Below are 12189 nucleotides of genomic sequence, written 5' to 3'. Positions count from 1 at the left end.
CTCAGCTTCCTGACGACGTCTTCGCGGTCGCCTTGGTCGCCTTAGACGCCTTAGACGAGGCGGACTTTGAGGCGGTCTTAGTCGTCGACTTCTTCGAGGTGGTTTTGCCAGCGGTCGTCTTCCGCGTCGTCTTCCTCTTGGCTGGGCTCTTCTTGGCTGGACCCTTGGCCCTCTTCTCGGCCAACAGTTCCTGAGCGCGCTCTGGGGTGATGTCCTCGACCGAGTCGTCCCGGCGGAGGGTCGCGTTGGTTTGGCCGTCAGTGACGTAGGGGCCGAAACGCCCATCCTTGACGACGATCGGCCGGCCCGAGGTCGGATCCTCGCCAAGTTCGCGCAGCGGCGGTTTGGCAGCAGCACGGCCCCGCTGCTTGGGCTGGGCGTAAATAGCTTCGGCCTGCTCCAAGGTGATGGAGAAAATCTCGTCCTCATTACCCAAGGAACGCGAGTCAGTTCCCTTCTTGAGATATGGGCCGTAACGCCCGTTCTGGGCAGTGATCTCGGTGCCGTCGGCGGCCGTTCCGACCACCCGGGGCAGCGAGAGCAGCTTGAGGGCCTCGTCAAGGGTGACGGTCTCAAGGTTCATCGATCTGAACAAACTGGCAGTACGCGGCTTCACCTTGCGCTTGGTGCGACGCTTCTTGCCCTCCTTGATTGTCGTCTCGACGATCTCAGTGGCCTCATCGTCGTCAAGGACTTCGGTGACGTAAGGGCCGAACCTCCCATTGCGGGCCACAATCGGACGATGGCTGTGCGGATCCAGACCGAGCTCGCGGTCCTGACCGTTCGGGCTTGCCAGCAGCTCCTTGGCAGCCTCAACGGTGAGCTCGTCAGGGGGTAACGCGTCGTCGACATTGGCTCGGTTGCCCTCGGCGTCCTCGACGTAGGTACCGTAGCGACCCACCCGCACGACGACGTCAGAATCGCCCAGTGGGAAGGTGCAGATCGTGCGCGCGTCGATGTCACCAAGCTCAGTGACGAGCTGGTGCAGACCCTCATGGTCCTCGGTGGGCGTCGGGACGTCACCGTCGTCGGACTTGGTCTGGCCGAAGTAGAAGGCTGAAAGCACCGCCACCCGATCGGCATTACCTCGGGCGATCTGGTCGAGGGTTTCCTCCATGTCGGCGGTGAACTGGTAGTCGACGAGGTTGGAAAAGTGTTCCTCCAACAACCTAGTGACGGCGAAAGCGAGCCAGGTCGGCACCAGCGCCGAGCCCCTCTTGAAAACGTAGTCGCGGCTGGTGATAGTGCGGATAATTGATGCGTACGTCGACGGACGGCCGATCTCGAGTTCCTCCAGCTTCGCCACCAGGCTGGGCTCGGTGTAGCGGGCCGGTGGGCGCGTGTCGTGCCCGTTAGCGGTCACCTCGCGCGGATCCAGCTTCTGCCCCTGCGACAACTGGGGCAAACGTTTCTGAGCATCGTCAGAGGCTCCTTCATCGACGGACTCGACGTAAGCACGCAAGAAGCCGTGGAAAGTGATAGTGCGGCCAGACGCAGTAAACCTAGCGGTGGTGACGTCACCGCCGGGCAGGCTCACTGGTGAGGCCGGGGTAGCGTCGATCGTCACCGAAAGAGTCTCGCCCTTGGCATCGGCCATCTGGGAGGCGAGGGTGCGCATCCAGACCAACTCGTAAAGCTTGAAATCGTCGCCCTTCAGACCGGTTTCAGCAGGAGTGCGGAAGTGCTCGCCGGCAGGACGAATAGCCTCGTGGGCTTCCTGGGCGTTTTTCACCTTGGAGGCGTAGATGCGCGGCTTGTCCGGCACGTGGTCGGAACCGTAGAGCTCGGCAGCCTGGCGGCGGGCCGCGTGGATGGCCTCCTGAGACAAGGCCACCGAGTCGGTACGCATGTAGGTGATGTAGCCGCCCTCGTAGAGGTTCTGGGCCACTGACATGGTGCGCTGGGAGGTGAAGCCGAGCTTACGGCCTGCCTCCTGCTGCAGGGTTGTGGTGCGGAAGGGGGCGTAGGGGCGGCGGGTGTACGGCTTGGACTCCACCTTGGTGACAGCGAATGGAGCCTTCTCGAGGGCCTTCGCGATGGCGCTTGCGGTAGCTTCGTCAAGGCGGCGCACCTTGGATGTGAGGTTGCCGTGGGAATCGAAGTCTCGACCGGTGGCGATCTTGGTGTCATCAAGGTAGACCAAGCGGGCCTGAAACTCATCCGAGTCGGCGGCCAGGGTCGCCTCCATGTCCCAGTAGTTCGCGCTAGTGAATGCCATCCGCTCGCGCTCACGATCGACGACTAAACGGGTAGCCACCGACTGCACGCGGCCTGCCGACAGCTTCGGCAGTACTTTCTTCCACAGCACCGGGGAGACCTCGTAACCGTAAAGACGGTCCAGGATGCGTCGAGTCTCCTGGGCGTCGACGAGGTCTGTGTCGAGCTCTCGGGTACGAGCGACAGCGTCGTTGATAGCCTTCTCGGTGATTTCGTTGAACACCATGCGCCGCACCGGCACCTTCGGCCTGAGCTCGTCAAGCAGATGCCAGGCGATGGCCTCCCCTTCGCGGTCACCATCGGTAGCGAGCAGGAGCTCGTCAGAGTCCTTGAGCAGGTTCTTGAGCTCGCGGATCGTCGACCGCTTTTCTGGGGAAACGACGTAGATAGGGGTGAACTTATCGTCGACGTTGACTCCGGTACGCGCCCATGGCTCCCCCTTGTATTTGGCGGGAACCTCGGATGCGCTAGTGGGCAGGTCGCGCACGTGACCCTGGCTAGCTCGCACGGTGTACTTGGGCCCCAGGTACCCGGCGATCATCGTGGCCTTATGGGGGGACTCGACGATGACGAGGCTCTTGGTCGGTGACATTCCTGCCTTCTCCGTTGACGTGATGTGGGCTGCCCAAAATGGACGGTCCGCAGCCCAATGTAGCGGCACCGTCGCCGGTGGCCGCGCGTCAACCGTAACAACAGCCGTCGCATCCGGCACCTCGAACTCGTCCAAAAAGGAAGCGCTCCGCCCTCCAACGGGCCCGCCGCATGGACCTACTACAGCCTACGCAACGGGGCGGGTTGGGGGGTGGAGCGCACTCACACCCTAACGGCACATCCCAAGTCAGGCCTGCTTGGTGAGCTTGATACGCCAGGGATCCTCGGAGAGGTACTCAATGCCCAAGGCTCCGTTAATCTGCTCGAGCTGACTCAGCAGAGGCAGCGGGTTGTGCGGGGCGATAAGAATCATCGAGGCGCCCGGCTGCAGCTGCGCGAAGGCGCCGATGACGGCACCGTGACGGATAGCGTGCGCAATAGTGCGCACATCGAGCTCGGGCAGCCCGGTGTCGGTTTCACCACAGCTGCAGCGGTGGGTCTCAGCCAGTGGGATCTCCTGGTGATCAGTCATCGGTTCTCCTTTTTAATGATTGCTTCGCCAAAAATAGCGCAGCGATGATTGCGGCGTGACATTGAGGGTTGCGACGGTCAGTGTCCACTCGGCTCAGTCAGGCGGTCTCAAGAATCCCGTAGCGCAAACACTCCCGAACCAGAGGAAGCACCTCGGCGAGCAAAGCGTCATAGTCAACCTCAAGGATCGCCGACACCGCACCAGTGATCTGAGCCAAGGTGAGCTCCCCATCGCAAGCACCCAGCACTCCCCCTGAGGCCGTCGTCATCTCGACGGCCCGGCACAGCCCGCGACGCTGACGCAACACAATATGATCGGGATCGGCGGCACCGGGGCGTCCGGTGGTTTCGTTGTCAACGTCGGGGGCGATGCGCCAGCGTCGGGCAAGCAGGTCCTCGTCATCGAGACGCGCCCAGGTGACAGCCTGCGAGCGCCCGGCCATCCTTTCACCAATCGGTTGTGCAACCTGCCAGGGCCACTCCTCAAAGCAGAGATCGGGATCGTCCCGGCCGGCCTTGGCCAGGGTGATCCACCCCAGGGAAACACCAGTGATGCCGAGGGCGTCGAAATAGGACAACCACTCGTCGTAGCGGGCCCGCCACTGGGCAGACCCGTCCAACCCGGCATCGGTGAGCCACGTTTCGATGTACTCGCAGACGTCGAGATGTTCACGCTCAACCACCCACAGATCGCAGCCGGTCCCCTCGACCCAGGTAGCGAGTCTCTCAGACCACGGCTGGTCACCTAGGTGAGCCCAGTTGGCAAGAACCTGGAGCATCCCGCCGTCATTGAGACGATCAGGGGCACCACGAACCACGGCCTCAACCAAGCCGTCCCCGGAAAACCCGCCCTCTCGATAAACCAGCCGTTGACCATCACGGCTAGGCGGAGCCATAACGTAGGGCGGATTAGTAACGATGAGGTCGAAGGTGTCGCCTCCGCAAGGGTCGTAGAGGGATCCGTTCCGGATATCCACGTCGGCGTGAGAAAGACGGCAAGTGAGCTGAGCCATCTCGAGGGCTCGAGGGTTGACATCAGTGGCTATGACATAGTCCGCGTGGCGCGACAGGTGCAGGGACTGGACGCCACATCCGCAGCCTAAGTCGAGGGCGCGTCCTACGTGAGTCGGAACGGCCATCTGAGTCAGCGAGACTGATGCCGGGGAAACGCCTAGTACGTAGTCAGGGCGGATTTGAGTGATGCCCTTATCCAAGCCTGGGGTGAGGTCAGAGACGGTCCACCCCGACGCGCCGTCATCGGGGGATCCGTAGGGGCGCAGATCGACCAGGGCGCGAGCTGTCGATCCCGCAATGCTGACAATGCCAGCCTCAGCGAGGGCTTGCAGCGGCAACGGCGCCAACTGCTCAACGGGAACGGGCTGCTGCAACAGCCATAGTCGGATAGTGCCAGCCAGAGCATCAGTGCGCCCTGCCAGAGCCCGCAAAGCCGGCGTGGTGCTATTTCTCGTCAACCCGGCCTGCCCAGAGTCCTCAATAGCGGCCATGACGGGGTCAGTGAGGTACCCGATATCGGTGAAAGTGTTCCGCAACTGTTCGATCTCGTCGACGGTGAGGTGTCTGCCCATAGTGGCAATCTTGGCGCGTGATCGTTCCATCTGTCCCGTCAACCCGCGACGCTGTGTCGCGGTTGTTGGCCAGCCCTCAGGTGGTCTACCTCGATCATCGCGCGGCCGCAGCAGGACGCACCTGTGAGTGGCCGCCGTGGTTCCCTGAGGATTGTCGTCAAGCGGTCGAGGCTGCCGGGATACATCGGCCGTGGGAGCACCAGGCACGATTCGCCGAGCTAACAAAAGCGGGCCGTCATGCAGCGATTTGCACCGCAACGGCATCGGGCAAGACCTTGGCCTACTTGTTGCCGATCATGGCTGCGACGGCATCGGCCGCCCCAGTGCTGCCAGAGCCGCCAACTCCTGACCTGCCGGCATCGTTGCGGGATCGCCTGCACCGCAACAGCGCCCTGTACCTGGCCCCGACGAAGGCCCTAGCCCACGACCAGGAACGCGTTTGTCGCGAGGTTGGGCCGAAGGATTGGCTGGTCTCTACCCTCGACGGCGACTCCGACGACGCCGAGCGTCGCTTCGCCCGGGAACAGGCCCGATACGTCCTCACGAACCCGGACATGTTGCACCGCACCGTGCTGCCATCTCATTCGCGGTGGGCCTCCCTGCTCGGAAGTCTGCGATATGTCGTCATTGACGAAGCCCACCGATATCGCGGAGTCTTCGGAGCACACGTGGCCCAGGTTATTCGCCGACTACGCCGGCTTTGTCGGATGCATGGCGCAGATCCGGTATTCCTGCTTTCTAGCGCGACCTCGACGAACGCAGCCGAGGCCGGGGCTCGTCTGCTCGGGGTAGAGAAGGTAGAGGTTGTTGACGAGGACTGTTCCCCGCACCCGGGCCGTGACGTCATCTTGTGGCAGCCCGCCGAGTCGGTGAGCAACGATGCCACGGGACTGGTAGCTGACCTGGCCGATGCCGGATTACAGACGATATGTTTCGTCGCCTCGCGTTCCCTAGCAGAGGTCATCTCTGCCCATGCCCAGGACAGGGTGACCAGCGGGGCTCGGGTCGCCTCGTATCGGGCCGGATACCTTCCCGAGGACCGACGACGTATCGAGGCCAGGCTGCAGGACGGTTCGGTGCGGGCTGTCGTCGCGACGAATGCTCTGGAACTGGGCGTAGATATTTCAGGGATGGACGCCGTCGTTATCGCCGGGTACCCAGGACGGTTGTCAGACTTGTGGCAGCAGGCTGGTCGTGCCGGACGGTCCGGGCATGATGCGTTGGTGGTGCTCGTAGCCCGGGAAAATCCGTTGGACCAATACCTCTTTGGGCACGCCGAGTTGTTGTTCTCGTCCTCGGTGGAGGCGACTGTCCTGCACCCGGATAACCCGTACGTGCTCGGCCCGCATCTAGCTGCAGCCGCCCAGGAGGCGTACCTCTCCCCTGCCGACGAAGAGTTTTACGGATCGGCTTTTACTGAGATGTGCGACATGCTGGCTGGCCAACACGTACTGCGCCGCCGCGGGAATCGGCTGTTCTGGACCCGGCCAGAGCGAGCTGTCGACGCCATCGACCTGCGATCGGCGGCAGGCAAGGGGATTGACATTGTCGATATGTCCACTGGGAGGATCATCGGGGTGGCCGACGAAGCCACCGCAGACCGTACCGTGCATCCAGGCGCGGTGTACCTACACCAAGGGGATCAGTGGCTAGTCGATGAATACCATCCGATAGAGCACCATGCTCTGGTGCACCAGGACCTGCCGGGATACTGGACTCAACCGCAATCAGCGTCGACGGTGAGAATCCTTCGGCAGGAGAGGCGTCGCGACTTCGGGCGCGGGTACGTGGCATACGGACAGGTGGAATTGACGGAGCAGGTCGTTGGGTACCTGCGTCGCGACGAAATCACTAACGATGTGTGGGACTCAGTGGCCCTTGAGATGCCCACCCACACCATGATCACTAAAGCCTGCTGGTGGGTCATCCCGGACGCAGTCGTAGACGACCTCAAGTTAGATGCCGTCCATTTGGCAGGGGCGGCCCACGGCGCTGAGCACACCGCAATTGGGCTATTGCCGATGTTCTCACCGTGTGATCGATCGTTTCTGGCCCTAGCCGTCATGGTTGTTCGTCCCTTTAGTGATGTGCCCGACGATGAGGCCACGGCGGCCCTGCTCGACAAACTCGCCGGCCTGGTCTCCGCGACGCAAGGCCGGATCATTCGTCACCAAGTCGAACGGACCCATCCGCTTTCGTCCTGATGAAAGCACATCTTTCTTGATACCCCCCGATTCTTTCTACTTCTGCCCTTGACAAGTCATGGCGATGTCTCGTATCCTATTCAAAATAGCAAACTAACATGCTTATTTGGGGGCGCAATGAAGCGTAAAGACTACGCCATAATCACAGCTATGGTAATGGGGGCATCACTGCGACATCAGCAACTGCTACACAAGCACAACCAAATCAAAGCACTGCCGCAAAACACGCGAACACATCAGTCGCGTCAGTAAAACCTTCAGGGCCGCAGACTGTAACTGCAACAAAGAGCTCGAAAGCAGCTGGTACCAGAACAACGGCGTCAACAATAACCTGCACTCTCGATCCTCGACAGTATGTCCACGACTCTCATCATGTCAATGGGACAACTAATTATGTCGCCACAGCTTCATGTGATGCAAACGTGTCATCGGTAGCCGTAACGGCTACGATTCACCCACCTGTACCATATAAGGCGATTACCGGCACTCAGAGAAAGAGCACTAGGTACGTCACGGCAAATGCTGCTTACGATGGTTGCCACCCGGGAAAGCAGTACGGTACAGCAGTGATGTCAGTCAAGTTCCCGGCGGGGTACTCTCCGTCTACGTCTACTAAATCCGGGACTGGTCAAGTAAAGTCACTGAACTGCAATTGAGAATACACCAGAGCGAGAGTTGGGCCATTCATGACAGTTGTAGATCCTAACGATGATTCTGTGGATCGGTGGGTAATACTTCATTACGGCTACGATAATACGCGCCGTGAATGGCGAACGCACGCAATTGAGGCATTTGATGATGAGTCAGAGTGCGATGCTTCCATAAAAATGCTGTCGCAGAAATTGGATGAGGAAGTAAAGAATGGACTTAAGGATTGCAGAGAGGAATTTAGTGTAGCACTCTGGCCGCGCGGTAGAAATGCTGATATAGCGCGGTCTAGAATCGTTCGAAAAGCCGCTCAAAAGGGCGTCGCTTTGTCTTCTGATTGGTATGATCACGATCTAACAGCGCGCGCCCAACGAATAGATGACAATTAGAGATGTGCAAGAGGTTTCCCAGTCCGATATCTGGTGCAGAGTAGTCCAAATATGAATGGCCAAGGCTGGCAAATATTCACGCACGAGGAGTGGTCAGCAGAAATACGGTTCGCGGCCAGAGGTGGAACGAGCAGGCCTCTGAGCAGCGAGGGCGTGCCCGGGCATGTCCATGAGCACGCCAGATAGGAAAGGTTGGCGACATGGCAGACGGAGAGGGGACTGAATCGGCAACAAGTGGGCAGACGTTCTCGGCCTCGGCAACAGCACGGGCCTGCGAGGTAGACCAGGCGACCATCGGGCGGGGCCTAGACGCCGACCGACCCGCCCGCCATCACTGGTGGCAGCGCCCCCACTGATACGGGGTCCGTCGGCGGACCCCGTATCAGGATGAGCCCTGGGGGATCCGGGAAGATCTCCGGGAAGATCACGGAACCGAAGAGTCGGATCCCCCAGGATCTGCCTCCGCTCTCTGCGTAGGGACGGATCCCTGCCTTTACTGCGTGGCCGACGACTTGCGGGCCGGGGCCGGCCTGCCGGTCGTCTTACGCCCCGTCTTGGCGGGCGGGACCTCGCCGCCCCGGCCCAGCAGTCCCACGATCTCCCGCAGCGTGTCGGCGGTGGCGGCGTCCCGGGCCGCCTGACGCTCCGCATCGGCAACAACCAAACCCCAGTGCATCCATGTCGTCAAAACAGCATGGCTCCATCCCTGTTTGAATTCAAGGATGCTAAGATGCAATCAGGGAAGGATACAAAGTTATTAGGATTCAGTGATCGCCCAGGGCCGTTGACTTTAGGTCAACACGAAAGCAGAGACCCCTTCCTCAAAGTCGAGGACACCTTGCGGATCAGACTCCTGGGTTAGTGGCACCACCGCCAGATCAGGCCGCCCGAAAGTCGTGCATATCAGCGAGCACACTAAATCCTGGTACGAGACACCACGATCCACAACCATAAGTAGACAACTATCTATACATCCAAGGATGCAAGACGGCTTGCCGCAGAAACGGCATAACTGCTTGCCGTCTTTACTCCTTGCAGGTAAACTGATATGCATCCTCACTGAAAGGTGTCACCATGATCTGGAGCATTATCAACGCCAAGGGTGGCGTCGGTAAGACCACGGCAGCGATCCTGCTGGCTGCAGCTCTCCATGAGACGGGCCGTATGGTCCGCGTCAAAGATGCCGACCCTCAAGGGTCAGCATCATCCTGGGCCGAGTGCACACTGAGTAACGCCGACCCCTTGGGGTTCCCCGTGGAACCGGCCAACAAGGCGACGCTCCAGCACCTCGTCGCCGGACCCGAAGAAGTTGTCATCATTGACACCCCGCCGGGCAACGGTGACATCATCACCGCCGCCATTCGCGCCGCCGATCTGGTTATCATCCCCACCGACACGTCCGGGCTCGACATGGCGCGCACCTGGGAGACGCACGACGCCGCCGCAGGAACCCCGCGCGTGGTGCTGCTTTCCAAAGCTGAACCGAATACCTCCCTGTTCAAGGAAGGTCGCGACCTTCTAGCCAACGACTCCCAGACGCAGTTGGTCGATCACGTCATTCCCAAGCGTCAAGTCATCAAGCGCGCCTACGGCTGTACCCCTGAGCCGGAAACTATCGCCTTCTTCGCCGATGTTGCCGACGAACTGTTGGAGATGATGTCATGACCGCCCGAAAGAAAAGCAACCTTGGACGCCAGCGCCAAGAACAGCCCGTTGCCAACCCTGCAGCCAAACTGTTCAAAACCAAGGAGGCAGACCTGTTCAAGTTGCAGACCAGAATCCCCCGGGACATCGGCGTTGGACTGAAGGTCAAGGCAGCCCAGAATGACACCACAATCCAAGACCTCGTCCTCAAGGCCATTCTCGACACCTACCCCGACCTAAAACCCGCCGATCACGACTGATCACAACACAAAGAGGGGGGCATCGTTCGTCAACCCCCCGCGCCCGCGTATCTAGCGGCGCCATACGGTGACGGTGTCGGTGCCGACGAACGGAGCCCCTTCGGGGCCGCGGATGAATGGGGCGACCCACTGCAGGCGTCGGAGACTGCGGGCCGGGCCGTAGGGTTGGTGTGTCCAGTGTCCTCGCACGACATGCCGGGTCGTCAACCGCCTGCCGGTGGGGTCGGTGGTGGTGTGCACCTGCCTCATGGGCCGCATGTCGACCACGGTCACCCGATCACGCGGCCGGGTCTGCCCCGTTGCTGGGCCTCCCCACCGGCCATCCATAGGGTGCGGCTCCGACACCGTCGGAGTCGCCATGAGCACCCACGCGGCACCCAGCCATGACGCCAACCGGATCATCATGCGTGTGCCCTGCCGTGAGACGCCTGTCACGCCGCCGGGGGTCAGGATCCTGGACTCCATGGTCTCGAACTCGATGCCGGTGGGCACCGTGATTTTCTCCACCACCGTCAGTGGGGAGGCCACCGCATAAACCGGGTTGGGCAGCCGGGGTGTGCGTGTGCACATCACCACGTGCACACGCCCAGAATCCATGGGATGTTGGCGGGGTGTCGACCGTGATGTTGCCCGACACTGGAGCGTGTACCGTCGTCGTCCATGACGGTCAGGCCGGTGGGGCTGGATTCGCCCAGGCCGGTTTTGAGAGGGCCGAAGAATGGTGGCATGCCGCCACCGTGCGCCTAGCCCAATGTCCGTGCGAGTCTGGATGCCCCGCCTGCGTCGTCTCACCCAAGTGTGGCAACGCCAACCAGATGCTCGATAAGGCCGCTGCCGCCGCACTGACGGCAGCAATGGATCCGCTGGTCTAGTCGCTCATCGACAGACCACCGCCGCCCTCAGAACCATTCATGTTCTCTCACCGGCAGTCCTGGGGCGGAGCTCTCATTGCACCGGGCCAGCCCGAGACGACTTCACCACCCTGGTAGGCATTCCCGGCAACTCCCATCCGCGGTGAAGCTGCACCCCAACCTCGACGGTCACGGATAACCCCTTCTCTGTGTTGTGCACCACGCACGACGTCAATTCAGCCCCGTTGGCTCTGGCGGTGCGCTCGGCCACAGGGCAGCCGGGCTCCCCGACGGCCTGGGCTCCTCCAGCGGCCAATGCGACGATGTCGGACGTCTCTTCCGCATGATGGGTCGCGGACCACCATCCCGTAATTAGCAGTGACAACCACACTGCCGCGATGAACCCCACCCCGACAGCCGCCAACAACAGGGTTCCTGAGCCTCGTTCCCTACCCGCTTTGGCGTCACGAGACCCGACTCTTGGCAACTCCACATCCATCATGACTGCCCTGGTTCCATCGGGGAGCGAGCCTGTCCTCGCAGATGTACCGGCCCGAGCCTTCCCAACGACCGGTCAACCTGAACAGTCACGTTGACCCAGCCGCCTGATGTGGTGGTAGATACCCTGGCGCCAGTAGGTGCGTTGCTCTCGGCCTGTCGAGCCGACGCCGTATCCCCGCGAGCCATCTGACGGGCCACTTGGGCAGCCGTCGTACGGCAGGCATCCTCGACGACGACCAGCCCCACCACCCAACAACTGGTTGCCACCACCAGGGTGGCTGCGATGAGACTGACAGCCATCTCGACCGTCACCATCCCCCGCGACACACTCTGCCGGGATCGCCGCGGGGAGCGACCCGGCGTGGCGGACGCCCGTGGGTGTCCGCCACGACGAGCCAGCGCTGTCACGGCAGCATGCCTCCTGCCTTGCCGATGATGCTGACAACCAGCTTGAGCAGCTTCGTAAAGACCTCCTGATGGGTGACGATCTTGAGCAAGACCAGTGCGAGCGCGACGGCAGCAAGCATGCCGACGGCGTACTCCGCAGTAGCCATGCCACGATCAACGATCTTGTTGCGCGCTGCTCGGTAGCGTCCTCGATGACGGGGCTCTACCACATCGGTAGCGCCGACCAGGTCGAGAGACCTAGCAGAGATGACGGGTTCCGTCGTTGGATCGGTGTTCTCAGACACTGTCGTCTCCTGTCTGTTCCTTCGGCCGGGCCACTCCCGACCTCTGTGAGGCCCGCGCCTCACACCTCCAGTTGT

General features: G+C 61.4%; 11 protein-coding genes and 2 pseudogenes. 4 read left to right on the top strand and 9 right to left on the bottom strand.

The genetic code is table 11. From position 1 onward, the window contains the following. Position 1: 1 nt before the first annotated feature. The 3 genes from topA to A5483_RS01515 all read right to left on the bottom strand — a co-directional run bounded on the left by topA (position 2) and on the right by A5483_RS01515 (position 4955). Positions 2–2809: a type I DNA topoisomerase gene (topA, locus tag A5483_RS01525; protein WP_063810802.1), complete on the bottom strand. Its 2808-nt coding sequence runs from the start codon at positions 2807–2809 to the stop codon at positions 2–4. Between the two features lie 246 nt (positions 2810–3055). Continuing rightward, complete coding sequence (locus tag A5483_RS01520) at positions 3056–3340, bottom strand: DUF2249 domain-containing protein (RefSeq protein WP_002549611.1); 285 nt, start codon at positions 3338–3340, stop codon at positions 3056–3058. A 97-nt stretch (positions 3341–3437) separates the two neighbouring features. Next, entirely contained in the window at positions 3438–4955 is a 1518-nt protein-coding gene (locus A5483_RS01515) for a methyltransferase (RefSeq protein ID WP_063810801.1), read from the bottom strand. Here A5483_RS01515 and A5483_RS01510 point away from each other — a divergent pair. Further along, a pseudogene (locus A5483_RS01510) lies at positions 4943–6967 on the top strand (DEAD/DEAH box helicase); the annotation flags it as partial. The gene A5483_RS01515 and the pseudogene A5483_RS01510 overlap by 13 nt on opposite strands. Positions 6968–7334: 367 nt before the next feature. Here A5483_RS01510 and A5483_RS12510 read toward each other — a convergent pair. After that, complete coding sequence (locus A5483_RS12510; protein ID WP_002520153.1) at positions 7335–7466, bottom strand: hypothetical protein; 132 nt, start codon at positions 7464–7466, stop codon at positions 7335–7337. Positions 7467–8659: 1193 nt separating this feature from the next. After that, entirely contained in the window at positions 8660–8902 is a 243-nt protein-coding gene (locus A5483_RS01505) for a hypothetical protein (RefSeq protein ID WP_233492627.1), read from the bottom strand. 338 nt (positions 8903–9240) lie between these two features. On the opposite strand from A5483_RS01505, the gene A5483_RS01500 reads away from it, so the two are divergent. After that, on the top strand, positions 9241–9831 hold the full coding sequence (locus A5483_RS01500; RefSeq protein WP_002520157.1) for a ParA family protein: 591 nt from the start codon (positions 9241–9243) through the stop codon (positions 9829–9831). Continuing rightward, positions 9828–10070: a hypothetical protein gene (locus tag A5483_RS01495; RefSeq protein WP_002520158.1), complete on the top strand. Its 243-nt coding sequence runs from the start codon at positions 9828–9830 to the stop codon at positions 10068–10070. The genes A5483_RS01500 and A5483_RS01495 overlap by 4 nt, the downstream gene beginning before the upstream one ends. Positions 10071–10121: 51 nt before the next feature. Here A5483_RS01495 and A5483_RS12320 read toward each other — a convergent pair whose 3' ends face one another. Then, a complete protein-coding gene (locus A5483_RS12320) occupies positions 10122–10640 on the bottom strand; it encodes an AcrVA2 family anti-CRISPR protein (protein ID WP_241497661.1) in 519 nt (172 codons plus the stop codon). A gap of 26 nt (positions 10641–10666) precedes the next feature. Between A5483_RS12320 and A5483_RS01485 the strand changes: the two are divergent. Beyond that, a pseudogene (locus A5483_RS01485) lies at positions 10667–10942 on the top strand (Zn-binding domain-containing protein); the annotation flags it as partial. Between the two features lie 73 nt (positions 10943–11015). On the opposite strand, the gene A5483_RS01480 reads toward A5483_RS01485, so the two are convergent. The 3 genes from A5483_RS01480 to A5483_RS01470 all read right to left on the bottom strand — a co-directional run bounded on the left by A5483_RS01480 (position 11016) and on the right by A5483_RS01470 (position 12114). After that, the gene (locus A5483_RS01480) at positions 11016–11423 is read right to left on the bottom strand and encodes an Rv3654c family TadE-like protein (protein WP_063810799.1); all 408 of its coding nucleotides are present in this window, start codon (positions 11421–11423) and stop codon (positions 11016–11018) included. Continuing rightward, entirely contained in the window at positions 11420–11737 is a 318-nt protein-coding gene (locus A5483_RS01475; protein WP_002549638.1) for a TadE family type IV pilus minor pilin, read from the bottom strand. The genes A5483_RS01480 and A5483_RS01475 overlap by 4 nt, the downstream gene beginning before the upstream one ends. Before the next feature lie 89 nt (positions 11738–11826). Continuing rightward, a complete protein-coding gene (locus tag A5483_RS01470) occupies positions 11827–12114 on the bottom strand; it encodes a DUF4244 domain-containing protein (RefSeq protein WP_002549471.1) in 288 nt (95 codons plus the stop codon). Positions 12115–12189: the final 75 nt, after the last annotated feature.

Origin of the sequence: Cutibacterium namnetense (assembly GCF_001642025.1) — a bacterium.
Taxonomy (GTDB): domain Bacteria; phylum Actinomycetota; class Actinomycetes; order Propionibacteriales; family Propionibacteriaceae; genus Cutibacterium; species Cutibacterium namnetense.
Note: the sequence above shows the minus strand (reverse complement) of the source record. Positions and strands in the feature narration are given on the sequence as shown.